The 23,423-nt window shown below is 60.9% G+C and carries 23 protein-coding genes; 12 read left to right on the top strand and 11 right to left on the bottom strand.

Features of this window, described 5'->3' with window-relative positions:
• Positions 1-102 precede the first annotated feature (102 nt).
• On the top strand, positions 103-1,113 hold the full coding sequence (locus tag ACTJJW_RS02320) for a serine hydrolase domain-containing protein (RefSeq protein ID WP_462642408.1): 1,011 nt from the start codon (positions 103-105) through the stop codon (positions 1,111-1,113).
• 10 nt (positions 1,114-1,123) lie between these two features.
• Here ACTJJW_RS02320 and ACTJJW_RS02315 read toward each other — a convergent pair whose 3' ends face one another.
• The 4 genes from ACTJJW_RS02315 to ACTJJW_RS02300 form a co-directional block, all read right to left on the bottom strand.
• Positions 1,124-1,987 carry a VOC family protein gene (locus ACTJJW_RS02315; protein WP_462642407.1) on the bottom strand — a complete coding sequence of 288 codons (864 nt, stop codon included), beginning with the start codon at positions 1,985-1,987 and terminating at the stop codon, positions 1,124-1,126.
• Positions 1,988-2,048: 61 nt separating this feature from the next.
• Complete coding sequence (locus ACTJJW_RS02310) at positions 2,049-3,155, bottom strand: PDR/VanB family oxidoreductase (protein WP_462642406.1); 1,107 nt, start codon at positions 3,153-3,155, stop codon at positions 2,049-2,051.
• Between the two features lie 264 nt (positions 3,156-3,419).
• Positions 3,420-3,767 carry a type II toxin-antitoxin system PemK/MazF family toxin gene (locus tag ACTJJW_RS02305; RefSeq protein WP_462642405.1) on the bottom strand — a complete coding sequence of 116 codons (348 nt, stop codon included), beginning with the start codon at positions 3,765-3,767 and terminating at the stop codon, positions 3,420-3,422.
• Positions 3,761-4,006, bottom strand: a complete 246-nt coding sequence (locus ACTJJW_RS02300; RefSeq protein WP_462642403.1) for a ribbon-helix-helix protein, CopG family — start codon at positions 4,004-4,006, stop codon at positions 3,761-3,763. Before ACTJJW_RS02300 ends, ACTJJW_RS02305 begins: the two co-directional genes overlap by 7 nt.
• A 310-nt stretch (positions 4,007-4,316) precedes the next feature.
• Between ACTJJW_RS02300 and ACTJJW_RS02295 the strand changes: the two genes are divergently transcribed.
• The 8 genes from ACTJJW_RS02295 (at position 4,317) to ACTJJW_RS02260 (ending at position 13,281) form a co-directional block, all read left to right on the top strand.
• Positions 4,317-5,849, top strand: coding sequence for an FGGY-family carbohydrate kinase (locus tag ACTJJW_RS02295; protein WP_462642402.1), 1,533 nt, complete (start codon positions 4,317-4,319; stop codon positions 5,847-5,849).
• 24 nt (positions 5,850-5,873) lie between these two features.
• Positions 5,874-7,508 carry a fucose isomerase gene (locus tag ACTJJW_RS02290; RefSeq protein ID WP_462642401.1) on the top strand — a complete coding sequence of 545 codons (1,635 nt, stop codon included), beginning with the start codon at positions 5,874-5,876 and terminating at the stop codon, positions 7,506-7,508.
• A 158-nt stretch (positions 7,509-7,666) separates the two neighbouring features.
• A complete protein-coding gene (locus ACTJJW_RS02285; RefSeq protein WP_462642400.1) occupies positions 7,667-8,242 on the top strand; it encodes a glucose-6-phosphate isomerase family protein in 576 nt (191 codons plus the stop codon).
• A 4-nt stretch (positions 8,243-8,246) separates the two neighbouring features.
• The gene (gene xylB, locus ACTJJW_RS02280) at positions 8,247-9,740 is read left to right on the top strand and encodes a xylulokinase (protein ID WP_462642398.1); all 1,494 of its coding nucleotides are present in this window, start codon (positions 8,247-8,249) and stop codon (positions 9,738-9,740) included.
• Positions 9,740-10,732 (top strand): NAD(P)-dependent oxidoreductase, encoded by a 993-nt coding sequence (locus tag ACTJJW_RS02275; RefSeq protein ID WP_462642397.1) that lies wholly within the window; start codon positions 9,740-9,742, stop codon positions 10,730-10,732. The genes xylB and ACTJJW_RS02275 overlap by 1 nt, the downstream gene beginning before the upstream one ends.
• Positions 10,733-10,757: 25 nt before the next feature.
• The gene (locus ACTJJW_RS02270; RefSeq protein ID WP_462642395.1) at positions 10,758-11,408 is read left to right on the top strand and encodes a bifunctional 4-hydroxy-2-oxoglutarate aldolase/2-dehydro-3-deoxy-phosphogluconate aldolase; all 651 of its coding nucleotides are present in this window, start codon (positions 10,758-10,760) and stop codon (positions 11,406-11,408) included.
• The gene (locus ACTJJW_RS02265) at positions 11,405-12,322 is read left to right on the top strand and encodes a shikimate dehydrogenase family protein (RefSeq protein ID WP_462642393.1); all 918 of its coding nucleotides are present in this window, start codon (positions 11,405-11,407) and stop codon (positions 12,320-12,322) included. Before ACTJJW_RS02270 ends, ACTJJW_RS02265 begins: the two co-directional genes overlap by 4 nt.
• Complete coding sequence (locus tag ACTJJW_RS02260) at positions 12,322-13,281, top strand: phosphotriesterase family protein (protein ID WP_462642392.1); 960 nt, start codon at positions 12,322-12,324, stop codon at positions 13,279-13,281. Before ACTJJW_RS02265 ends, ACTJJW_RS02260 begins: the two co-directional genes overlap by 1 nt.
• A gap of 101 nt (positions 13,282-13,382) precedes the next feature.
• Here ACTJJW_RS02260 and ACTJJW_RS02255 read toward each other — a convergent pair whose 3' ends face one another.
• The 3 genes from ACTJJW_RS02255 to ACTJJW_RS02245 form a co-directional block, all read right to left on the bottom strand.
• Positions 13,383-14,372: a substrate-binding domain-containing protein gene (locus ACTJJW_RS02255; protein ID WP_462642391.1), complete on the bottom strand. Its 990-nt coding sequence runs from the start codon at positions 14,370-14,372 to the stop codon at positions 13,383-13,385.
• Positions 14,373-14,440: 68 nt separating this feature from the next.
• A complete protein-coding gene (locus ACTJJW_RS02250) occupies positions 14,441-15,475 on the bottom strand; it encodes an ABC transporter permease (protein ID WP_462642390.1) in 1,035 nt (344 codons plus the stop codon).
• Positions 15,472-16,977, bottom strand: coding sequence for a sugar ABC transporter ATP-binding protein (locus ACTJJW_RS02245; protein WP_462642389.1), 1,506 nt, complete (start codon positions 16,975-16,977; stop codon positions 15,472-15,474). The genes ACTJJW_RS02250 and ACTJJW_RS02245 overlap by 4 nt, the downstream gene beginning before the upstream one ends.
• Positions 16,978-17,171: 194 nt before the next feature.
• Between ACTJJW_RS02245 and ACTJJW_RS02240 the strand changes: the two genes are divergently transcribed.
• Entirely contained in the window at positions 17,172-18,041 is an 870-nt protein-coding gene (locus ACTJJW_RS02240) for a sugar phosphate isomerase/epimerase family protein (RefSeq protein ID WP_462642388.1), read from the top strand.
• 38 nt (positions 18,042-18,079) lie between these two features.
• Here ACTJJW_RS02240 and ACTJJW_RS02235 read toward each other — a convergent pair whose 3' ends face one another.
• From ACTJJW_RS02235 to ACTJJW_RS02225, 3 genes are read right to left on the bottom strand one after another with little or no spacing between them, the layout of a single operon-like run.
• Positions 18,080-18,496 (bottom strand): RbsD/FucU family protein, encoded by a 417-nt coding sequence (locus ACTJJW_RS02235; RefSeq protein WP_462642387.1) that lies wholly within the window; start codon positions 18,494-18,496, stop codon positions 18,080-18,082.
• Between the two features lie 24 nt (positions 18,497-18,520).
• Positions 18,521-19,522: an aldo/keto reductase gene (locus ACTJJW_RS02230; RefSeq protein ID WP_462642386.1), complete on the bottom strand. Its 1,002-nt coding sequence runs from the start codon at positions 19,520-19,522 to the stop codon at positions 18,521-18,523.
• The gene (locus ACTJJW_RS02225) at positions 19,512-20,792 is read right to left on the bottom strand and encodes an enolase C-terminal domain-like protein (protein ID WP_462642384.1); all 1,281 of its coding nucleotides are present in this window, start codon (positions 20,790-20,792) and stop codon (positions 19,512-19,514) included. The genes ACTJJW_RS02230 and ACTJJW_RS02225 overlap by 11 nt, the downstream gene beginning before the upstream one ends.
• Before the next feature lie 123 nt (positions 20,793-20,915).
• Between ACTJJW_RS02225 and ACTJJW_RS02220 the strand changes: the two genes are divergently transcribed.
• Positions 20,916-21,782: a fumarylacetoacetate hydrolase family protein gene (locus tag ACTJJW_RS02220; protein ID WP_462642383.1), complete on the top strand. Its 867-nt coding sequence runs from the start codon at positions 20,916-20,918 to the stop codon at positions 21,780-21,782.
• On the top strand, positions 21,775-22,542 hold the full coding sequence (locus tag ACTJJW_RS02215) for an SDR family NAD(P)-dependent oxidoreductase (RefSeq protein WP_462642381.1): 768 nt from the start codon (positions 21,775-21,777) through the stop codon (positions 22,540-22,542). The genes ACTJJW_RS02220 and ACTJJW_RS02215 overlap by 8 nt, the downstream gene beginning before the upstream one ends.
• Positions 22,543-22,549: 7 nt before the next feature.
• Here the strand turns inward: ACTJJW_RS02215 and ACTJJW_RS02210 are convergent, their stop codons facing one another.
• Positions 22,550-23,416 carry an amidohydrolase family protein gene (locus ACTJJW_RS02210; RefSeq protein ID WP_462642380.1) on the bottom strand — a complete coding sequence of 289 codons (867 nt, stop codon included), beginning with the start codon at positions 23,414-23,416 and terminating at the stop codon, positions 22,550-22,552.
• Between the last annotated feature and the right edge of the window lie 7 nt (positions 23,417-23,423).

Raw genomic sequence — 23,423 nt, 5'->3', positions numbered from 1 at the left:
TTCCGAGAATGTGAGATCGTTTTGTTTGGCCCACCGTGGCGGATCAAATGGGCTGCAGCATTCGACCCGCTGTTGGTCAGAGACAGTAGGTAGGCTCGCACCATGGACACCTCCGAGCTCGATGAATTTCTTGAGCAAAACGACTTCTCTGGCACCGTCTTGATCAAGCGCGGCAACGCCACGATCTTTGAGGCAGTGATGGGCAAGGCAAGCCACCGGTGGGATGTGCCGAACACGACAGACACCCGCTTCGATTCAAACTCCATCACCAAGCTGTTCACGAGTGTTGCTGTGCTGCAGCAGGTGTCGAAGGGTGAACTCGACCTCGAGACATCCATCCATCACTATGTTGATCTTGGGGAGTCTGAGATCGACCCGGCCGTGACCCTGCTTCACGTGCTCACTCACACGAGCGGCATTGCTGACGATGTGGATGAAGAAGAGGGTGAAAGTTACGCCGAACTGTGGGCCGAGTTCCCGACCTACACGATCCTGGAACCCGCCGACCAACTGCAGACCTTCATCAACAAGGAATCCCTCGCCGCGCCCGGTGTCGAGTGCGTGTACAGCAACGCTGGTTATGTTCTCGCGGGCCTCGCGCTCGAGAAAGTCACCGAAGAGAAGTACCGCCAGTACATTTTCGACGAAGTGTTTGAACCCGCAGGCATGATCGATTCCGGTTTTTATGACCGTCGGGATGCCGCACCGCGGGTTGCTGAAGGCTGGGACTTCATTGATGGTCGCTGGATTTCCAATATCTACAGCGCTCCGCCCATTGGGCTGCCCGACGGTGGAGCCCACGTCACCGCAGCCGATCTGGTGCGCTTTATCCAGGCACTTCGCAACGGTGAACTACTCAACGCCGAGTACACGGAAGAGTTCCTCACCCCACAGGTGCAGTACGACGAAGAGACCTGGTACGGCTTCGGTCTCGAGTTCGACATGAACGAAGACGGCAGCGTGCGCAGCTACTTCGCCGATGGTGTTGGGCCCGGAGCATCCGGCATCGTACGTCACTACCTCGAGGCAGATCTCGACGTTGTGGTGCTCGCCAACTCAGAAGAGTGCGCGTGGCCGATCATTCGCGAGATCGACGAACTGCTCGGCGGTTAACACTCCGTCGCTATTTCGTGGCTGTCGTTACCCGAATTTGGTTGGCCCACGGGTCACCGAAACTGAGGGTGTCACCATCGTGACGCAGTGGGATGCCGTGATGCGTCATCCGTTCGCCAAGCGCTCCAAGGTCGTCGGCTGTGGGCACCGCAATATCGACTTGGGCGAGGCCGAGCGCTGGCAGCCGTGGACCTGCTCCGCTCGAGTTCCAGGTGTTCATCGCCATGTGGTGGTGGTAGCCGCCGGCGCTCACGAACACGGCGCTGCCGGGGATTTCGGTGGTCGCTTCGAAGCCGAGTTGGTTCACGTAGAAGTCGCGGGCGGTCGCAACATCGCCGACTTGTAGATGAACGTGACCGACGCGGGCGCCACCGATGAGAGGTTGATCGACGGCACTCTCGGTGAGGTTCTCTTGCAGGAACTTATTGGGGTCGAGGTAGAGGGTGCTCATTTCGACTGTGCCGTGGGTCCAACTCCACTCGGTGCGGTCGCGGTCCCAGTAGAGCTCGACGCCGTTGCCCTCAGGGTCGGTGAAGTAGAAGGCTTTGCTGACGAGGTGGTCTGAGCTGCCCGTGAATGTTTTCGGATAGCGGGTGGCAACCGAGTAGACGGATGCGGCCAGCGCTTCTTCGGTGTCGAAGAGGATGGCCGTATGAAAGAGTCCGGCATCGCGGGGGCTCGCGTGCTTGAGGACGGGCGAGTGCTTGAGGATGACGACAGGCGTTGTGCCGCGACCGAGGACGACCATGTCTGATGACTCGCTCAGCACACTGAGCGTTACGGCATCCCGGTAGTACGCGGTGAGCGCGTCGAGGTTGGCGACGCTGAGCGTTACCGCGCCCATGGCGGTGTCGGCGGCGAGCATCTCGGTCATGTTCGATACAACCTACGCGCCGTCGCCGGTATTCCGCGCCAGAGGCGGTGCAACCTCTCGATCACAGGTCGAGAACGAGGCGCTCGCCGACGCAGCGCGACACGCAAATCATCATGGTCTCGTTGCTTTCGCGCTCCTCGTCGCTGAGAACTTCGTCTCGGTGAAGGGGAACACCACCAAGCACGACCGTTTCGCAGGTCCCGCAGATGCCTTCCTGGCAGGAGTTGAGCGCGGGCACTCCGCTGCGGGTCATTGCCGCCAGAATTGTTTCGTCGGCAGCAACCTCAATCTCTGTGCCGTCACCGGTTTCGACGACGAACGCAGTGTCGGTGCTCTCGACTCCCGTTCCATTGCCGGTGAACCGTTCAATGTGAAGTGAGTCGGTCGGGCAGTATTCGGCCAGAGCCTCGAGCATGCGTTCGGGGCCGCACGCGAAAACTGTGGGGTTGATCAGCCCTGTCGCGGTGATTGCACTGGCCAAGTCGATCCGGTCGTACTCGTCACGGAGATGCACGGTCACCCTGTCACCGTGAACCTCTAGTTCGCTGACGAAACTCATCGAGTCGCGGGAGCGCCCGAGGTAGAGCAGGCGCCAGTTTGCCCCGGCAGCATCTGCTGCGCGCACCATGGGGAGTATCGGCGTGATGCCAATTCCCCCGGCGATGAAGAGTACGTCGGCGGGATCGGAGCACAGCGAGTACTGCCGGATCACCCCGCCGGGCAGCGTCAGATCGATGTGGGCACCCGGGATCCAGGCGGGCAATTCGCCGCCGTCGGCGCGACCGAGAGTGAAAGTGTCAACTCTGTCGGCGACCGTTTGGCGACTCAGCACGCGAAGTTCGATGGCGACCACTTGTTGGATGTTGCGACCGACACCGGCGGCGTCAGCGAGGATGAGGCGGCGGCTCAGTTCAGCGGCATCCGCCGGGTCATCGAACGCTTGACGACCCGCCAGCGAACCGAAACCAGTGTTGATGCTGTAGATCGGCGGGGTGTCCTTGCCCGCTTCCATGCCGGCGATGATGCCCTCGATCCAGTCGCGGCTCGGAGCCATGCGTTCGGCGATCTCGGGGGAGAGGGCGACCCGTCGGTGGTTGCGCGCCACATCGATGAGGTCCGCGAGGGTTGCGTTGGCCCCGCCGATCAGCAGAATTGGTGTCGTGGTCATGGGGTCACTTTCTTGGATGAGGATGTTGTCCAACTTTCGAGTGCATCGGTGAGGTCGGCAGCGGCCGATTGCAGCATGGTCACTGCCCTACCTGCACAACACCCTCAAGGGACTGTCGTCGCTGCCGCTGAGGGTGGTTGCCGCGTAAGCCGCTGAGGTGTCGCGCTTACGTCGTCGCGACGCGCCCACGGGAGGGCAAAGCAACCGAAGGAGTGTGGGTCGCTGAGCGCGCTGGCCAGATTCGTGACTGTGAGCGTTTGGCAGTCAGATCCCGGTGACTAATCTGATGCCGTCTGCAATCTTGGACAGCACATACCCCGGCACATGACCGGCCGGATAGGGGTCCAGGAACTCGCGGCTGACGGGACCCAGTTGGGATACAACTGCGACCGATTCCTTGTCAAGAGCGGATGCTTCCCTGGGTACGAGGACGTTGCCGGGGAATGCCTCGAGTGCGATGTTCGAGGTGAGCGGCACGACAAGGACTGTGGCGATGTCGGTCGCGAGTAGCCAGTTCTCCTGCATAACGACTGCGGGTCGAACCTTCGCTGGTTCCGATCCTCGAGGAACTCCGAAGTCCACCCACACGACGTCCCCGTGGGCGATCACCACTCCACACCGTCCCGTTTCGTCTGCTCAGATTCGCGAAGGAATATGCCGTCCTCTGATGGTTGCCCGACGCGAGCGATCACTGCGTTTGCTATCGCAGTCAACTCAGACTCGCCCTCGAGCTCATTGGCAAAGCGTTGAGCGGCGAGCCGAAAGAACTCTGATCGGTTCATCCCGTGTCGAGCCGCGATTCGTTCAAACCGCTCGAAATCACCGTCAGGCACTGAAATTGCAGTCTTCATAATCACGAGTATAATTGGTCATACCGCTCCGTGGCGAGGCGCCGATGTCCCATATCCCCTGGGATGCGAGATGGAATGGTTGCGAGACACGGGGTGCGACAGGGAAAAGCTCATTGGGTATGCGCGGGTTGCGATCCATGTTGCAGAACAGCAAGGCTCGATGGTGCTCAGTACCAGTGCGGTACGGTTTGAAACAGTGAATGTGGCGGCTTCCGTTGCTCGACAGGGGCTGCTAGTTCATCCGCATGTCCCAGAAATGATCCGGCGTCGCCTACGATCGTGGGGGCTCACCTATCTAGACTGCGTTGACGTGCCCGAACAGCTTGAGGAGGACCCCATGGTTGCCCGTTGCACCCTCGGCGTAGATATCGGCACATCCAGCAGCAAAGGCGTCCTCGTCGATGCTGCCGGCCGAGTTCTCGCCAGCGTCACTACACCGCACGATGTCAGCCGCCCGCGCAGTGGTCATGTTGAGATGGACGCCACAGTGTGGTGGACCGAGTTTGCTGAGCTCTCACGGCGGCTGCTTGATGACGCTTCCGCTCACGAACCCGAGATTGCCGCAGTCGGAGTGAGCGGCATGGGTCCCTGCGTTCTTCTCGTCGATGAGGAGGGCGTGCCTGTTCGCCCGGCGATCCTGTACGGTGTCGACACGCGAGCGACGGCGCAGATCGAGCGGATGACGTGCGAGCTCGGAGTTGACGAGATCACGCGAGTCGGTGGGTCCACCCTGACTACGCAGGCGGGCGGCCCGAAGATCGTCTGGGTCGCCGAAGAAGAGCCGGAGGCCTACGAACGCGCCCGTCGGCTGTTCATGCCGGCATCTTGGCTCGCGTACAAGCTGACGGGTACCTACGTGCTCGATCATCAGTCCGCTAGTCAATTGTCGCCTCTATACAACGTCGAGGCAGAGCAGTGGCATGAGCCGTGGTGGAACCGCTATGCACCAGGCATCGAAGCACCGCGGCTCACGTGGGCGGGCGATGTTGCGGGAACCGTTACGTCCGAGGCATCCGCTCTCACAGGAATTACCGAGGGCACGCCCGTCATTACAGGCACAATCGACGCGTGGACCGAAGCAGTGAGCGTCGGTGCGCACGGGAACGGCGACCTGATGCTCATGTACGGCACCACAATGTTTCTCATCGCGACCGGTGCAGAGACTCTGCGCACGCCGTCGATGTGGACGACGGTGGGCGCGTTTCCTGGAACGCGCAACCTTGCAGGGGGACTCGCCACATCCGGCGCCCTGACAGGGTGGATCGCTGGTTTGACGCGCGCGGAATACTCCGAACTGCTCGTGGAAGCGGAAGCTTCCGGTCCGGGCGCGAACGGCCTCCTCATGCTTCCGTACTTTGCCGGAGAACGCACACCGATCCTCGATCCCGACGCGCGAGGGGTGATCGCCGGGCTCACTCTCGCCCACACGCGGGGCGACCTGTACCGGGCAGCTCTGGAAGCGACCGCTTTCGGAGTGCGACACAACGTCGAGACTATGCGAGCCGCGGGCGCCGACATCCGCAGAATCGTGGCAGTGGGTGGTGGAACGCAAGGTGCTCTCTGGCTGCAGATCGTCTCTGACATTACGGGGCTAGTTCAGGAGGTTCCTGAGACAACGGTCGGCGCGAGCTACGGAGCCGCCTTCTTGGCCGCACTCTCCGTTGCCCCCTCGGAAGAGCGTCCCCGGATCGAGGAATGGAATCCTGTCGCCTCTATGATTCATCCGAACGACGAAAGCTCGGAGTTCTACGATGAACTATTCGCGCTTTACCTCGATCTTTACGCTGGTACGACGTCCGTCGTCCATGACCTCGCTGCACGTCAGCGGCACGAGCACGGCTAACTCCCGTCAACGGAAGGACCATCCATGACCATGTACACACTCCCGCAGGTGCGCGAGCTTCAGTCCGCCCCGCCCGCAACCGCGTATCTCATCGCTAGCGGCGATCTGCGAGAATCTGCGAACTCTGCGGGTTGGCCTACGCAGGCGGCGATGGAGGCTGACGTGACGGCTGCGCTTGCTGGCCTCGGATGGAGTGTCGTCCGAGCCAACGACGTTGATCCAGAAACGGGCCACGGTTTCATTTCGAGCCAGCGAATGGGTCTTGAGGTATTCAAAAACATCCCGCCAAACGCCCCCCTCATCGTTGCCGAAGCCGTCTGGCAGTACAGCCACCACGTACTTGCTGGCCTTCGTACGCACCAAGGCCCCATTCTCACGGTCGCTAATTTCGCCGGCGACTGGCCAGGCCTAGTGGGCCTGCTCGGCCTGAACGCGGGCTTGACGAAGATGGACAGGGAATACTCGTCAATCTGGAGCGTGGACTTCACTGATGACTGGTTCCGAGCGGGTCTGAAGGAGTGGGTCGACACGGGAACCATCACCCACGATGCCTCGCACGTTCGTCCCTTGCCCACCCTTCCGGAAAGTCCCGAGCGCGAGCTCGGCTATGCGCTGGCTGATCAATTGCTCGCGGACAAAGCCATTATTGGGGTGTTCGACGAGGGTTGCATGGGTATGTACAACGCGATTTTCGACGATGAGCTGCTGAACCCTCTCGGCATCTACAAGGAGCGACTGTCGCAGTCAGCCCTGTATGCCGAAATGTTGACGGTCACCGACGAGGAAGCCGCTGCGGTCGGCTCGTGGCTGATCGAACAAGGGATGACCTTCCGAGTTGGAACGGACGAAGCCACCGAACTGACCGAGACTCAGCTGAGCTGGCAGTACAAGATGTACATTGCGGCGCTACGGATGGGTGACGATTTCGGGCTCGACGCGGTGGGTATCCAGTACCAGCAAGGATTGAAAGATCTGGTGCCAGCGTCGGATCTCGCCGAGGGGCTGCTTAACTCGAGCGATCGTCCGCCAGTGACTTCTCGCGACGGTTCGCGAGTACTCCATGAAGGTCGCGCGTTTCCGCACTTCAACGAAGCTGATGAGGGCGTGGCGGTTGATGCCCTGATCACTGACCGCGTTTGGACCGCGATGGGGTTGGTGCCCGACAACACCCTGCACGACGTTCGGTGGGGCGAGGAATTCGACGGACAGTTTGTGTGGGTGTACGAGATATCTGGATCGGTGCCCGGGTCGCATTTGGGCGGATGGGACAAGGCTGAGGGCTGGCGTCAAGGGCCCGTATTTTTCCCCGCCGGCGGGTCGACAATCAATGGCGTGTCAAAGCCAGGAGAGGTCGTAATCAGTCGGGTCTACATTGCTGAGGGCGGCCTGCACCTCGACATCTTCCGCGGAAGCGTCGCGGATTTGCCTGCCGAAGAGAGCCAGCGACGAAAGGACGCCACGAATCCTGAATGGCCGATCGCGCATATTGTTTTGCACGGCGTTTCACGCGATCAGTTCATGGCACGCCACAAGGCGAATCACGCTCAGGTTGTCTACGCGCCTGATGCGGAGACGGCAGACAAGGCGTTGCTAGCTAAAGCGGCCCTCTTCGACCGGCTCGGTGTCACAGTGCATCTGATCGGGGACGTCGCGATCTGATTCGGGTTCGGGGAGGGGCAGATCACGCACGAACGCAACTCATTCTCGTGAACTGCCCCTTTCGCTCACCTGTAATTACATGTTACATTGGCTTGTAATAACAGGTTCGCGTGGCCGCGGCGATAAGGGCTAAGCGACAGAGCCGTCGAGGAGACCGAATGTCCGACTTCCGCGAGCAGCCCGTGCTGCCCTTTGCGATCGCCTTTGATCAGGAGAAATTGACTCTGAGCCCGGAAGGTCCGACGCTAACTCGTCGTATGTCTGATCTAGAAGGTCTCTTTCTCGACGCTGAAGACTGGCGTGCGGCAGCGGAGGGAGAGGATCCCGTTGTTTACACCGTGAACTCATCGCCAGTGCCGGAGCTTGACCGCGAGTTGCCGCAATCGATAACGACAATCCAGCCGGGCACCACTGGTGGTGAACTATGGATGACTAAAGGTCACCAGCACCCCAATCACCAAGGTGAGATTTATCTCGGGCTGAAAGGCAGCGGCGGACTATTGATGTTCGACGGCGAGCGCACCGAGTGGATTGAGATGAGCCCCGGAACAATCGGATACATCCCACCCGGATGGGCCCACCGCTCGATCAACGTCGGATCCGACCCGTATTCGTTCCTCGCGGTCTACCCGGGAGGTGCTGGTCACGACTACGGGTGGGTGCTGGAGAACGGAATGGGCAAGAGAGCGTTCGCCAGCAGCGGCGGCGCCGACCTGCGACCTTACGCCGGCTAATACCATGCTGATCGCGCACGACCTCGGAACTACCGGGAACAAGGCATCTCTGCACACCGACCAGGGGCGGCTTCTCGCGTCGGTCACGGTGTCGTACGGCGCGCACTTTGCAGCAGGAGGAGTCGCCGAGCAGGATCCCGACGATTGGTGGAACGCCGTCGTCGACGCCACCCGGCAACTCACCGAGAGCTCCGGAGTTGACGCGGCATCGGTTGAGGGGTTGGTGGTGAGCGGCCAAATGATGGGCGCAGTTCTTCTCGATTCGGCTTTCGAGCCGGTGCGACCCGCGATCATTTGGGCAGACACTCGCAGCGCACAGCAGGCAGCACAACTAGCCGCTGCTCTCGGCCGGGATTACGCCTATACCCTTCTTGGCCACCGGCTCGACCCCACCTACTCGGTAGAGAAGGTCATGTGGGTGCGCGACAAAGAACCTCAGACTTTCGCTCGCGCCCGCCATTTTGCTCTGGCAAAAGACTATGTGGTGCATCGGCTTACCGGTCGTCTGGCGACGGACCGCTCAGATGCCTCCGGCACAAATGCGTACGATCAGCGCGCTGGCAGGTGGTCGCGTGAAGTTCTCGCCGCCGCGGGGCTCGACGGTTCGCTGTTCCCTGAAATCCTTGAGTCGACCGATGTCGTGGGCACTCTCACCGCTGCCGCCGCTGATCGCCTCGGGTTGCCCCGTTCGGTACAGGTAGTCATGGGCGGCGGTGACGGCCCAATAGCTGCTGTCGGATCGGCAATCGTTGCTCCGTCCGACGGTGCTTACGTGAGCTTAGGGACGTCATCGTGGATTTCGTTTGCGAGCGAGACCCCCGTGCACGACCCGGCGATGCGCACCTTCACGTTCGACCATGTCGTTCCCGAAATGTATGTGGCGACTGCCACAATGCAAGCGGGTGGTGCCTCCATCGCGTGGATCAACGAAGTGCTGGCTCCCGATCCTGCACGCCCCGACGTGAAAGCACTCATTGCCGACAGCGACGGCGTTCAAGACGACACTGACGGTCTCTACTTTCTTCCCTACCTACTCGGCGAGCGCTCGCCATGGTGGAATGCAGATGCGCGTGCAGCCTTTGTCGGGCTCAGTCGCCATCACGGACGTTCACATCTGACCCGTGCGGTGCTGGAGGGGGTGGCGTTCAACCTCTTCAGCTGCATTCAAGCGTTCCGCGATGCGGGTGCGTCCCTTGACCGAATCGATGCGGTCGGAGGTGCAGCGGCAAGCGACAGCGTGCTGCAGCTATTAGCCGATGTCTGGGGTGTTCCGGTTCGGCGCCGCACGGTGGTGAGTGAGGCCAACAGTCTCGGTGCTGCAGTGACCGGAGCGGTCGGGCTGGGACTTACCGATTTCAGCGCCGCTCGTGCGCTGAGCGAGGTGGTCGCGGAATTTGTTCCGACAGCCGACCGTCACCGTGAGTATCTTCGGCGTCATTCCGAGTTTGTTGAGGCCTACCAGGCGCTTGAGCCTTGGTTCACGAAAAGGAGCCAGTAATGGCCGTAGTTCTCGCGACCAGTCGCTCATTCTCCAGCGGAACCATTGATCTGCTTGCTCGCCTAGAGGCCGCCGGGCACACCGTCGTCCGGGGGGCGGCAGACCACGATCTCACAGTGTTAGCACCACTATTGGCAGGCGCCGATGCATGGATCGCTGGAACCGCTCCGGTCACAGCGGCACACTTGAGTGCGGCCCCCGATCTTCGTATTGTCGCCCGCTATGGGGTCGGCTTTGAGGCAGTCGATGTGGATGCTGCCAACAGCGCTGGCGTGGTCGTTACGAATACCCCCGGTGCCAATTCTGACGCCGTAGCCGACCATGCCGTTGGGTTGATTCTTGCCGCGCTGCGTCACACTGTTGATGGCGACAAGCGCGTCCGTGCGGGGGACTGGACAGTGCGTCGCGGACGGGAACTGGGTGCAGCAACCGTCGGAATCGTCGGATTCGGGCGCATTGGGCAAGGAGTCGCACGGCGCCTTTCCGGGTTCGGGTCGATGATCATCGCCGCCGACCCTTTTCTCTCTGAAGAACAGGTGAAGGCACTCGGGGCGACTCCGGGAGATGCCCTCTCAATCGCCGCTGACTGCGATGTAGTCTCGCTGCACGCACCAGGGGGGCGCGCGATCGTTGACGCTGAGTGGCTGGCACATGCCCATCCCGGTCTGGTGCTCGTAAATACGGCCCGGCCCGACCTGATCGATGAGTCTGCACTTGCCCAAGCGTTGCGTGACGGCCGTGTCAGCGCCTATGCCGCTGACACGTTGAACGGTGATACTGCGGGGTCAGGCGATTCGCCGCTGTTGGCGGATGACATCAGTAACCGAGTGGTAATCACGCCGCACCTTGGTGCTCAGACCGTCGAAGCCGTCGACGGTATGGGCGCTCTCGCGGTCGAGAATGTCATGGCCGTCTTGGCGGGTAGGCTCCCTCCCCACCCAGTTCCTTCGTCCACCGTTGGCGCCAACGATTCCGCCTCACCAAAGATTTGATCCACGACAAGGAAGAAGTTCGATCATGACAGACCGCCTCCAACGACTCCGCGAGGCAGCGGTTCTCGCCGTGCTTCGTGCGCCGTCCCCAGAGATTGCGCTTGATGCATCCGAAGCGCTGATTCGAAGCGGCATCACGGGGATCGAAGTGACGTACTCGACACCGGATGCCGCCGCGGTGATCGCGGAACTCGTGCGCCGACACGGCGACGCCGCCTACATTGGTGCCGGAACAGTGACCACGGCGGAACAGGCTGAATCGGCAGCATCCGCCGGAGCGCGCTTTCTCGTCAGCCCTGGAACGTCGGTTCCGCTAACGGCGGCTATGCGTGAGACGGGGCTAGTGGTCATGACTGGCGCTCTCACGCCCTCGGAGATCATGCAGGCAATGAGCATCGGGGTAGATGTCGTCAAGATTTTCCCGGCATCGCTTGGAGGACCGTCCTACCTCGGTGCCTTGCGCGGACCCTTTCCTGATGTTTCTCTTATGCCGACCGGCGGAGTGAACCCTGACAATCTTGCCGAGTGGTTCGCCGCTGGTGCTATCGCTGTGGGAGCGGGCGGTGATCTTGTGCCTTCATCTGCTCTAGCCTCTGGCGAAATGAGTGAGATTGAGTCACGCGCGAAGCGCTTCGTTGCGGCGGTCGCAGCCGTCCGGGAAGGAGCAGCCAAGTGACCCAATATATGGGGTTCGTCGGTGTCAGCACGTCGTCGTCGTCGATCATGAAAGTTTTTCCACGCTGGGCCGAGTTGCTCGATCTGCCGACGCGAGATCTTGTCGGTCACGACCTACCTATGGATGCTTCGCCAGCTGGCTATCGCGCTCTCGTCGAGAAGATTCGCGACGATCCCGATCATCTTGGGGCGCTGGTGACGACGCATAAGATGGCGCTGTTTGACGCTGCTCAGAACTTGTTCTCAGAACTCGATCGCTTTGCGACGCTGTGCGGTGAAGTTTCTAGCATCTCCAAGCGCGACGGCAAACTCATGGGACATGCGAAGGATCCGATCACGGTGGGGCTCGCATTGAACGAGTTTCTGTCGCCAACACACTTCGACGATTCGTCGGGCGAGGCGCTGATTCTCGGTGCAGGCGGTGCTGGCACCGCATTGAGTTGGCATCTGGTTGAGCGGGCTGACGTGCCGAAAACAATCACAGTGGTCGATACCAGCGATGCTCGGCTAGCGCACCTCGCGAGTGTTCATGAGCGTCGCGGAACGCCGGAAGGCGCGATCCGATACGTGAATCCAGCAGGCTCATCTACTGGCGAGTTGCTGGCCGCAGCACCGGCAGGAAGCCTCATTGTGAACGCGACTGGGCTCGGCAAGGACCGACCAGGGTCGCCAATTCCGCAGGACGCCGTGTTCCCAGCAGAGGGAATAGCCTGGGAATTTAACTACCGAGGCAGCCTCGACTTTTTGCACCACGCGCGGTCGCAGCAGGACGCACGCGGTCTTACCGTCGTCGACGGCTGGCGCTATTTTATTCACGGATGGACGCAAGTGATCGGCGAGGTCTTCGGCGTGACTATGACTCCGGAACTCGTGGATGAGCTCGCCGATGCCGCGGAATTCGCGAGAGCACAGTAATGATCCGCACGGTGCTCGGCGATGTTCCCGCTTCCGAACTCGGAGCCACGAACTACCACGAGCATCTTTTCCAAGTGAGTCCGCTACTTGTCGGGGATGAACTCACCGACGAAGCTGCGTCGCAAGCAGAGGCCGTTTCTCTCAAGGCCAGTGGTTTCGCCGCTATGGTCGATGCTACGCCGGTGGGGCTGGGCCGCGATCCTGGAGGTCTTGCTCGCATCAGCGCGGCAGCAGACATCGGAATCATTGCGACGACAGGCGCGCATCGCGACGCACATTACGCCACTGATCACCCACTGCGGAGGCTAACTGTTGACGCGCGTGCCGCGCTGTTTTGCGACGATATTGAGCGTGGGATGCCGCAGGCCGATGACTTTTCATCGTCCGGGGTGCTCCCTGCTGCAGTTCTCTCGCCCGCCGGACAACCCGTGCGTGCCGGAATTATCAAGGCTGGCGTTGACTATTGGGCGATTTCCCGGTTCGAACGGGAAACTCTGGAGGCCGTAGCGATCGCACATCAGCGAACTGGTCGACCCGTGATGGTTCACCTCGAGTTTTGCACGGCGGCGCACGAGGTGCTCGACATCCTCGAAGCGCACGGCGTCAGTGGCGACCGCATCGTTCTTGCGCATGCAGACAGAGTTCTTGATGCGGGGCTGCACCTGTCATTGGTAGAGCGCGGTGCATGGCTTGGTTATGACGGGGCGGCCCGAGCGAAGCTGTTTTCAGACGAGCAACTGCTGGGCCTGACGGAACAGATTGTTCGCGGCGGCGGCGAGCATCGCATTCTGCTGGGCGGCGATGTCGCTCGCGCAACTCGATACATCGCTTACGGCGGGATGCCCGGACTCGCCTATCTGGGCGATCGCTACCTTCCGCGGCTGCGGGAACGTGTTGGTGACAAAGCCGTTCAGCAGCTTACGGTTAGCAACCCGGCGGTATTCCTCGACGCCGACTGACCGGCCTCGATCCCGGGCGTCGATCTGGTGTCGGCAACGACGTTGACGCACAGAAGCCCTCCACCGCAAGGTGGAGGGCTTCTGTCGTTGTGTGTTGCGCTCTACTCGTAGAGGACCGCGGCAATCTTCGGGTCATCAATGTTGGTCGAGTCGTACCAGAACGAACCGGTGTCAGTGAACGGTTCGAGGGTTTCGCCCATGTAGGCGTCGTAAGCAGCCTGAACGACCGACTGTCCGATGCCGATCGGGTCCTGCGTTATTGCTCCAGCCATTACGCCGCTCTTGATCGCGTTGATCTGTGCTGCGCCTGAGTCGAAGCCGATGATAGTGAGCTCGCCGGGCTCCAAGCCGAGTTCAGATACGGCGTTGACGATACCGATAGCCGAGCCTTCGTTGGTGCCGTAGAGGCCCTTGAGGTTCGGGTTTGCAGCGATGATTGCCTTCGCAATGTCAGCCGACTTCAAGTGGTCGCCGTCACCGTACTGGATGTCGACGATCTTGATGTCGGGGTAGTCAGCTTCGATCTTCTCGACGAAGCCGTCGCGACGCTCGACACCGGTTGAGTTGATCTGGCTGTGGCCAACGATTGCGACCTCACCCTTGCCGCCGATGAGATCGGCCATGTGCTCCGCAGCGATTCCGCCAGCTACTTTGTTGTCGGTCGCGGAGAGGTTCTGCGAGTAATCGCTGTTGCATGGTGCGTCGAACTCAACAATGGGGATGTCTGCAGCCTCAGCTTTTTCGTACAGCGAGATGCAGGCCTCCGGGTCGAGGGCGGCGTAGCCGATTGCAATCGGGTCCTTGTCGATGGCGGTCTGCAGCATCTGCAGCTGTGCATCGATTTCTGTTTCGGATGCGGGGCCATCGAAGGTGATGGTCACACCCAGCTCGGCGGCCCGCTCTTCGGCGCCCTGCTTGACTGCTTGCCAGAACTGGTGCTGGAAACCCTTGGAAACGAGCGCGATGTACAACTCATCTCCTGATCCGTCTGCGCCGGAATCTCCGCCTGTGGTGTCACCAGACGAGCACGCCGCGACGCTGAGGGCGGCGAGGGTGATTGCGGCGACTGCTAATTTTCTGCCGTATTTCATTGCTTCTCCATTTTTGTGTAATCCCGACGGTGCTGTCGGCGATGGGACAGGTTGGTTTTTGGGGTGGGTTATGCGCTCGTGCGGTTGCGCAGGGTATCGAAGTAGACAGCGATGAGGATGACAACGCCGACGACAACGTTCTGCCATTCGGTTTGGATCGACATAATCCGTAGGCCGTTGATGACGACACTCATGATGAGTGCGCCGATAACGGTTCCGAGGATGGACCCGCGGCCACCGAGCAGTGAAGTGCCGCCGATGATGACTGCCGCGATGGCCTGCAGCTCGTACCCGACGCCCAGCTGTGGCTGGGCGGAGTCGAGTCGTGAAGCGATCAGTACGCCGGCGATACCGGTGAAGAGCCCGGCGAAGGTGTAAACCAGAATCTTCCACCTGCGGGTGTTGACGCCAGACAGCCGAGTAGCTTCCTCGTTCGAGCCGATCGCGAAGGTGTAGCGCCCAAGAATCGTCTTTCCGAGAACGAGGTAGGCGATGAGCGCGACCACGATCGTGATGAGCACTGCGTTGGGAAAGCTGGGGATCAGGTTTCCGAGCGCGATCTGTGAGAACTCAGGGGCGACCCCCGAGAAGTAGATGGGGCGCACACCAGAGATAATCAGAGACAATCCCTGTGCGATCAACATCATTGCGAGCGTCGCGATGAAAGGCGGAAGTTTCAGGTACGCAATATTAAGACCGTTGACGAAGCCCATGAGGCCACCGGTCAATATGCCGCCAATCACGCCGAGCCATACCGGAACACCCATGTTGACGATGAACACACCGGTCATCACAGCGGCAAGCGTCATTCCGGTACCGATCGACAGGTCGATGCCCCCGGTGATGATCACGAACGTCGTGCCGAGCGCCAGGATGCCGATTACGGCCGTCGCTAAGAGAACACCGGAGATGTTCGGCCAAGTAAGGAACGCAGGGCTGGCGATAGAGAAGAAGACAACCAGAACGATCAGCGTGCCGAATGCGAGCGATTGTTGCGCTTGTTGTTTGAGGAAGGACCGGATACCACCTCTCTGCTTTTCCCCGGAGACCGCTAGTTGGATCATCGTCGTTGTGGATGGTCCGGAATCTTTTGGTGTGCTCATTCGTCGCCTCCACCGTGGGTCGCAAGGTTCATGATTTTCTCCTGACTAGCTTCTTCGTTTTGCAGCTCTCCGGTGATCCGGCCGCCCGCCATCACAATGATGCGATTGGCGACGCGCAGAATCTCGGGGAGCTCCGACGAAATAACAATGATTGATTTACCTTTGCGCGCAAGCTCCTGAAGTAAGCGATAGATTTCTTCTTTTGCGCCGACGTCGATACCTCGCGTTGGTTCGTCAAAGATCAACACATCGCAATCGCGGACGAGCCACTTCGCTATGACAACTTTCTGTTGGTTGCCGCCAGAGAGCAGCTTCACCATTTGATCCACCGACGGCGTCTTGATGCGCAGGTTTTGCACGTGATCTTTAGCGATGGTCTTCGCTTTGCCGTCTTTCATGACGCCGGTTTTGCTCGCGAACTGCGGCAGCGAGGCGAGAATCGTGTTGAAAGTGACGTCTTGCTCAAGCATCAAACCGAGGAGCCTTCGGTCCTCCGATAGGTAACCGATTCCGAGTCGAACGGCATCCGCTGGCTGCTTGATGCGCGCGACCTTGCCGTTGATCTCAACGGTGCCCGCGGTGCTCGGGTCTGCTTTGATGAGCGCTCGTGCTGTTTCAGTGCGACCGGCGCCCATCAGACCAGCGAATCCGAGGATCTCGCCGCGCTTGAGATCGAATGAGACATCTCTCAGTAGGTGCTTGGTTGAGAGCCCTCGAACGCTCAATACGGTGGGGTCTGCCGCATGCTCTTTAGCGTTCGGCCGTTTGCCCTCTTCGAGCTGGCGGCCGACCATCATTTCAATAATCGTCGGGATATCGATCTCATCCCGGGTCAGCGTTCCAATGTATGCCCCATCCCGCAGCACGGTGACTCGATCGGCAAGCCGTTTGAGTTCGTCCATTCGATGCGAGATGTAAATGATGCCGGTGCCCGCAGCTTTGAGCTGTTCGATCAGCGTGAACAGCACCTCCACCTCAGTGTCGGTGAGGGCGGAGGTCGGCTCATCCATTATGAGAACTTTGGCATCGAATGACAGCGCTTTGGCGATCTCAACCATCTGTCGTTTGGCTACCGTCAGTTCGCCTACGCGTTGCTTTGCATCGAGCTTGATGTTCAGCCGGGTGAGCAACTCAGTGGCGGCCTTGTTCAGCTTCGCTTCGGAGAGAAAGGGTCCGGCCATTGGCTCACGGCCTATGTAAATATTTTGCGCGACCGTGAGGTCGGACATCAGGTTCATCTCTTGGTGGATGATGGTGACGCCGAGCTGCTGCGCGTGCAGCGGGCTCGAAATGTCGACCTCGTTGCCTTTGAAGTAGATCCGGCCCGCGTCTTTGGTGTAGATACCGGAGAGGATCTTCATCAGCGACGACTTACCTGCGCCGTTCTCGCCGACCAGAACCAGCACTTCGCCGGGGTGGACTTCGAGGTGGACGTCGTCGAGCGCCTTCACTCCGGGGAAGCTTTTGCTGATCCCCTCAACCTTGAGGATTGGTTTCGTCACTGCTGCACCTGCTTCGTCGGAGGTTGGTTCGGTCGCTCTAGTTCACGAGCGAAGAATCTGGTGGATCGCAGGGTCTGCGAAGAAATACTTGCAAGTTGTATCCCAATGTATCTAAAGATCGCACGGAACGCGACACTTGTAATAACATCTTGGTCACGGGTCTGGGAAACACCCAGCGAGGGGGAGGCAACATCATGCTTATCGGCACTCATGCTTTGGTATTCACGGGCACATTCGACGAGAACGGGTTGCGCACAGCGATCGAGGGAACCAAGGCTGCCGGCTTTGATCTCATTGAGATCCCGCTGATGGATCCTGACGGATTCGACGCGGATTTGGCGGCACGGATGCTGCAGGACAACGGTCTCGCGGTGACCGCATCTCTCGGACTCACGGAGCATACCGACCTGTCTAGCGGCGACCCGTCGATTGTTGCCCGGGGTGAATCGGTGCTGGAGAAGTGCCTCGACCATGTCGCAACGATGGGGGGCGACGTTCTGTGCGGAGTGATCTACTCGGCAATGCGCAAGTATGGGATGCCGCCGACGGAAGCGGGAATCGCGGCGAGCGCGGCGGCCATCGACAGAGTCGCGAAGAAGGCGGCGGCGCGCGGGATTCGTTTGTCGCTTGAGGTCGTCAATCGATATGAGTCGAACGTGTTCAATACCGCCCGCGGCGCCCTGTCCTACCTCGACCGAGTTGAGAGTGACAACGTCTCGGTGCATTTGGACACCTACCACATGAACATCGAGGAGTCGGATCAGTTCAGCCCCGTACTCGACGCCGGGGATAGGCTCGGATACGTCCACATCGGCGAAAGCCACCGAGGTTACCTGGGGTCCGGCACGGTCGACTTTGACGCCCTCTTTCGAGGGCTCGCGCGCGTCGGGTACGACGGTCCGGTCGTCTTCGAATCGTTCTCGTCTGCTGTTGTCAACGCCGACTTGAGCAACACGCTCGCGATTTGGCGCAACCTCTGGCAAGACTCCGACGACCTCGCGGCGCACGCCAATCGCTTCATTCGCGATCGGATCCGCGGAGTGGAATCGATCACGATGCACTGATTGCGCCACATTTCGGGTGGCGACTTCCGCGGTGCAGGTCATGCTCTCTGCCCCACGACACCTTTGCGCAACAGGGCGTTACCGTACTTGCGGGTCTCACCGGTGCGAACGATGACGAATGCGTCCTTGGCCGCTTCATAATAATCAAACCGATCGATGAAGCGCATCGAGTCCACCGAGGTACCCGCCGCAGCCATGAGCTCACTCTGCACGTCGAGGATTGCCCCATCGGCCGAGGTCATCAGATCTAAAGATGGGGTGTCATCGAGGGGGATCACCGTGCGGATCGCGGCCAGCACTTCAGGCGTGGTTGTGCCGGGCAAGGTAATGAGGCGACGGGCGAGCGCTGATGCGGGAAAGTGTGCGTCTGCGATGACGACCGCGTCGCTGTGGCCCATCGCATCCAATTGGAGCAGCAGTTCGCCGCTGAGCAGGGGATGGATTCCTTCAAGCATCGTCGTTCCAATCTTTCGCAGGGATCAGGCAGGAATAAGGCCGCGGTCGGCCAGTGTCGTCCAGAACTCTTCTGGAATATCGCTGGCCATGTACTCAGCGTTCTGGCGCAGTTGCGTGGGCCGGCTGCCTCCGACGACGACTGATCTCACGGCCCGGTCACGCAGGGTGTATTGGAGGGCAGCCGCAGGCAGCGGTACATCGAAACTTCCGCAGACTTCGGTGATGGCAAGCACTCGCTCCCAGAGCTCGGGCGGCACGGAGCCGTATTCGTAGCGACCGTCCGCCGAAGGATTCTCTGTGGACAGCAGTCCAGAGTTGAATACAGACGCCGCAACAACACCGGTGCCAAGGTTGTGGCAGGCAGGCAAAAGGTCGGCGGCGGCTGGCTGCTCTGCCAGCGTGTAGCGGCCCGCGATCATGAGCAGATCCAGATCCAGATCGGCGCGTGTCGTGCACGCCAGCAGTGAGTCTATTGCCATGGAACCTACGCCGATCGCGCTGACTGTTCCCGCCTCGCGCAGGGCCACCAGAGCTGGCAGTGCCTCGTCGATGGCAACATCCAGATCGTATCGCTCGGGATCATGCAAGTAGAGAACGTCGACGCGGTCTAGCCCGAGGCGGTCGAGCGACTCCTCCAATGAACTCTGAATCCCGGCTGCCGAGAAGTCCCACACGCGCCGCAGGGATGCCGGAACCCAGAAATCGTTCTCGGTGTCGAGCGAGCCTTCGCCCTCCGGGTTGGGGCGCAGCAGGCGTCCCACCTTGGTGGAAATAACGAACTCATCGCGCGGTTTGGTGGCGAGGAACGCGCCAAGGCGACGCTCGGAGAGCCCGAGACCGTAGTGCGGTGCCGTGTCGAAGTATCGAACTCCGACGTCCCATGCTGTCTGGAGAATCTCCCAGGCCTGATCATCGGTGATCTCCCGGAAGAGGTTGCCGAGGTTCGCGGCGCCGTAGGCGAAGGATGACAGGGCCAGTGCTTTTCGTGGATTTACCTGCGCCGGTTCGGGTGCCTCAGGAACCATAAGTGAACTCGGTTCGGCTCGTCGCATACATTTCCATGCCGTTTCCGGGGGCTGATGGCGGCAAGTAGGCACCCGCGCGCACGTCGGTAGGCGCCACGAAGTGTTCATGGAGGTGGTCGACGTACTCGATCATGCGCCCGTCGCGGCTACCGCTGACGGCAATGAAGTCGAACATCGACAGGTGCTGCACCGCCTCGCACAGTCCGACACCTCCCGCATGCGGGCAGACGGGCACGCCGAACTTGGCCGCGAGCAGAAGGTTCGCAATGTTCTCGTTGACCCCTCCCACGCGCGTCGAATCGATCTGCATAATGTGCATTGCGTCGGCTTGCAGGAGCTGCTTGAAGACCACGCGATTGTGGGCATGCTCGCCGGTGGCGACCCGCACGGGAGCCACGCCACGGGCGATCTCAGCGTGGCCAAGGATGTCGTCGGGACTTGTTGGCTCTTCGATCCAGACGAGGTTAAATTGGGCCAGTGCCCGTACCCAGTCGATGGCCTCGGAGACCTCCCACCGCTGATTTGCGTCAATCGCCAGAGGGAAGTCCGGCCCGATGGTGTCACGAGCCACACCTAGACGTCGGATGTCGTCGTCTAGGTTCGCGCCGACCTTGAGCTTGATCTGCGCGAAACCGTCGTCGACGGCTTCGCGGCAGAGCCGTGCCAGTTTCTCGTCCGAGTATCCGAGCCATCCTGGTGTCGTCGTGTAGGCAGGGTAGCCGGTTTCACGAAGGGCACGCTCGCGTTCGTCGCGGCCAGGCTCCGCTTTGTGCAGGATCGCGAGGGCATCTTCCGGCGTAAGCGCATTGGTCAGGTAGCGGAAGTCCACAAGTGCGACAATTTCCTCGGGCGACATCTGGGAGAGCAGTTGCCACAGTGGCAGCCCCGCGCGTTTGCACTTGATATCCCATAGAGCGTTGATCACCGCTCCGATCGCCATATGCATCACGCCCTTCTCAGGGCCGAGCCACCTCAGCTGTGAATCCCAGACGAGATCCCGCCATGCGCCACCCATGTCGGCCAGCAGCGGTTCGAGCTCCATGCCCACGAGGTGCCCAGCGAGGGCGTCGATGGCGGCGACTTGGACATCGTTGCCGCGTCCGATGGTGAAGACGAAGCTGTGTCCATCGATGCCGTCGGCGGCGTCGGTAATGATCCGAACGTAGGCGGCCGAGTAGTCGGGATCGAGGTTCATCGCGTCCGACCCATCCAAAGAGGCAGAAGTGGGAAAGCGGATGTCAGTGGTGTCGAGGGCAACGATGCGGCTCATGGGACTCCTTGATGTCAGCTATCGCAGTGTAGACATCGGATGTTTATACTGTCAACGTGGACGGTCTCAGCGCCCCCGTCGGGGACGTCGATTTTAGAGGTGGGCCGCCGGAGAAGGAGAACCATGAAATTCGCACGTCTCGGCGATCCTGGCAGCGAGATTCCTGTGGTGATCGACAGCGAACAGTACTTCGACCTTCGCAGTATCACGGCAGATATCAACGGCGAGTTCCTCGCCTCAGCACCGCGCGACCGTGTCGCCGCAGCGCTCGTCGAGGGCAGCCTTCCTGCCCTCGACGACGCCGATAAACTGCGAATCGGGGCCCCGATCGCCCGGCCAAGCGCCGTCATCTGCATCGGAATGAACTATGCGGCGCACGCCGCCGAATCCGGATCCGAACCCCCGAGCATCCCAATCGTATTCTTGAAGACTCCCAATACCGTAGCGGGCCCCAACGACACGGTCGAGATCCCCCGGAACAGCGTGAAAACGGACTGGGAAGTCGAACTCGGCGTCGTGATCGGCAAACGCGCATCGTATTTGGAATCGCCTGCTGACTCTCCCGCTCACATTGCCGGATTCGTGACGGCCAACGACCTCTCGGAGCGGGCATTCCAGCTCGAAGTCTCGGGAGGCCAATGGTCGAAGGGCAAGTGCGCACCCGGCTTCACCCCCACGGGACCGTGGCTGGTCACGCCCGACACCGTCGATGTCGGTAGCCTTCGGCTGCGCAGTTGGGTCAACGGGGAGCCTCGGCAGGATTCGTCCACTCGCGACTTGATCTTCGACGTGAACTACATCCTGTGGCACCTCAGCCAGTACATGACCCTGGAACCAGGAGATCTGGTGCTGACCGGCACTCCCGAGGGCGTCGCGCTGTCCGGCCGATTCCCGTACCTGAAACCCGGAGATGTCTGTGAGATTGAGATCGACGGGCTCGGGCGTCAGCGTCAGGAATTTGTCGCACAGGGGGAGATTGCCCATGTCTGAGTCCACAGGTCAGCTCGCGGGACTAGTGGCAATCGTGACGGGCGGGGCCTCTGGGATCGGGGCCGCTATTGCAGACCAGCTCTACGCGGAAGGGGCGCAAGTCGCCGTCCTCGACCTGAATTCCGCCGGTGCGGATTCCGCGCACGCATCGTTCGTCGCCGATGTGTCCGACCGCGCCTCCGTTGCGACGGCTGTCGGTGCAGTCGCTGAACGATTCGGGCGAATCGACATCTTGATCAATAACGCTGGGGTTGGTGCGGCTGGCGATATCGCCGCGAATGACGATGACGAGTGGGCACGGGTGCTGAGCATCAACGTCACAGGAATCGCTCGAATGACCGCTGCAGCGCTGCCCTGGCTTCGTCGCTCACCGGCGGCCGCCGTCTGCAATACTTCATCGATCGCGGCGACGGCGGGTATCCAGCAGCGCGCACTGTACACGGCATCCAAAGGCGCCGTTCTGGCACTCACCCGCGCGATGGCTGCTGACCATCTTAGGGAGGGCATCCGTGTGAACGCGGTCAACCCGGGCACCGCGGATACTCCCTGGGTGGGGCGCCTTTTGGACGCCGCGGAAGACCCTGCAGCAGAGCGCGCCGCCCTTGAGAAGCGCCAACCCCACGGGCGTCTCGTGTCGGCGGATGAGATCGCCGGGGCAGTGCTGTACCTCGTCAGTCCCCTGTCGGGCTCGACGACCGGCACATCGATCGCGGTAGACGGTGGGATGCAGGAATTGAGGTTACGACCTCCTGGTGAATAGGCGGCGCTCAGCCCTGCAGTCCGTATACGCGCTGCGCGTTCGCGAACCGGATGCTCTCTGCGCCATCGCCGCCGATACTCGTGGCTATCCACTCCTGAACGAACTCGAGCCACCGCTGATAACTGGATTGCTGCGACGATGCCGGCCAGTCGCTGCCGAATACCACGCGGTTGACCCCGAACTCCTCGACCGCTGTGTCTAGGTAGGGCGTGAAGAGGCTCGGGGTCCAGTCCGGCGTCGACTGCGCAGGCAGTCCTGAGAGCTTGACCCACACGTTGGGTTCTGCGGCGACTTCGTGCAGATCGTCCCGCCAACGGTCGAAGCCGGCGCGGTCGGCATTTCCGTGATCGCCGATCACGGGCTTGCCGAGATGATCGAGGACGATCCGCAGGTCAGGCACGTTTCGCGCCAGCAGGGCGACGTCCGGGAGCTGGTCGGCGGTCACGCAGGCGTCGAAGGTCAGGCCCGCTGCCGCAACCCGGCGTGCGCCATCCAGAAACGCCTTCGACTGCGAGAATTCTGCCGGCTCGGACTGCAGCAGGCGCCGTATTCCTTTCACGAGGGGGCGGGACGCGTAGTGGTCGAGCGCTGTGCCGAGGCCCGAATCATTCTCCACTGGAGCGAATGCGATGATTCCGCAGATAGGGGCTTCAGCGGCCAGGGCGGTCACCCAGTCGACTTCGGCAGCCGCTTGTGATGCCGCGCAGTCGGCCTGCATGAATATGTACTCACGCAATTCGCCGTCCGCGGGTACCGAGGCGGCTGCCAACTCGGTAAGCCCGAATTTGCGCCGCAGTGGCGGGATATCGTCGAGCCAGCGGTAGTCGAACAGAGCTGGATCCCACAGGTGTAGATGTGTGTCGATGAGGTGCATAGCTTTA

It is taken from the genome of Rhodoglobus galactosidasius (genome assembly GCF_054957775.1).
This window is presented reverse-complemented; position numbering and strand designations above follow the sequence as displayed.

Excerpts from the sequence above, each read along its gene's own strand:
- ACTJJW_RS02320 (WP_462642408.1), top strand. The coding sequence starts at position 103 with ATGGACACCTCCGAGCTCGATGAATTTCTTGAGCAAAACGACTTCTCT.
- ACTJJW_RS02315 (WP_462642407.1), bottom strand. The coding sequence starts at position 1,987 with ATGACCGAGATGCTCGCCGCCGACACCGCCATGGGCGCGGTAACGCTC.
- ACTJJW_RS02310 (WP_462642406.1), bottom strand. The coding sequence starts at position 3,155 with ATGACCACGACACCAATTCTGCTGATCGGCGGGGCCAACGCAACCCTC.
- ACTJJW_RS02300 (WP_462642403.1), bottom strand. The coding sequence starts at position 4,006 with ATGAAGACTGCAATTTCAGTGCCTGACGGTGATTTCGAGCGGTTTGAA.
- ACTJJW_RS02290 (WP_462642401.1), top strand. The coding sequence starts at position 5,874 with ATGACCATGTACACACTCCCGCAGGTGCGCGAGCTTCAGTCCGCCCCG.
- ACTJJW_RS02285 (WP_462642400.1), top strand. The coding sequence starts at position 7,667 with ATGTCCGACTTCCGCGAGCAGCCCGTGCTGCCCTTTGCGATCGCCTTT.
- xylB (WP_462642398.1), top strand. The coding sequence starts at position 8,247 with ATGCTGATCGCGCACGACCTCGGAACTACCGGGAACAAGGCATCTCTG.
- ACTJJW_RS02275 (WP_462642397.1), top strand. The coding sequence starts at position 9,740 with ATGGCCGTAGTTCTCGCGACCAGTCGCTCATTCTCCAGCGGAACCATT.
- ACTJJW_RS02270 (WP_462642395.1), top strand. The coding sequence starts at position 10,758 with ATGACAGACCGCCTCCAACGACTCCGCGAGGCAGCGGTTCTCGCCGTG.
- ACTJJW_RS02260 (WP_462642392.1), top strand. The coding sequence starts at position 12,322 with ATGATCCGCACGGTGCTCGGCGATGTTCCCGCTTCCGAACTCGGAGCC.
- ACTJJW_RS02255 (WP_462642391.1), bottom strand. The coding sequence starts at position 14,372 with ATGAAATACGGCAGAAAATTAGCAGTCGCCGCAATCACCCTCGCCGCC.
- ACTJJW_RS02250 (WP_462642390.1), bottom strand. The coding sequence starts at position 15,475 with ATGAGCACACCAAAAGATTCCGGACCATCCACAACGACGATGATCCAA.
- ACTJJW_RS02240 (WP_462642388.1), top strand. The coding sequence starts at position 17,172 with ATGCTTATCGGCACTCATGCTTTGGTATTCACGGGCACATTCGACGAG.
- ACTJJW_RS02235 (WP_462642387.1), bottom strand. The coding sequence starts at position 18,496 with ATGCTTGAAGGAATCCATCCCCTGCTCAGCGGCGAACTGCTGCTCCAA.
- ACTJJW_RS02230 (WP_462642386.1), bottom strand. The coding sequence starts at position 19,522 with ATGGTTCCTGAGGCACCCGAACCGGCGCAGGTAAATCCACGAAAAGCA.
- ACTJJW_RS02225 (WP_462642384.1), bottom strand. The coding sequence starts at position 20,792 with ATGAGCCGCATCGTTGCCCTCGACACCACTGACATCCGCTTTCCCACT.
- ACTJJW_RS02220 (WP_462642383.1), top strand. The coding sequence starts at position 20,916 with ATGAAATTCGCACGTCTCGGCGATCCTGGCAGCGAGATTCCTGTGGTG.
- ACTJJW_RS02215 (WP_462642381.1), top strand. The coding sequence starts at position 21,775 with ATGTCTGAGTCCACAGGTCAGCTCGCGGGACTAGTGGCAATCGTGACG.
- ACTJJW_RS02210 (WP_462642380.1), bottom strand. The coding sequence starts at position 23,416 with ATGCACCTCATCGACACACATCTACACCTGTGGGATCCAGCTCTGTTC.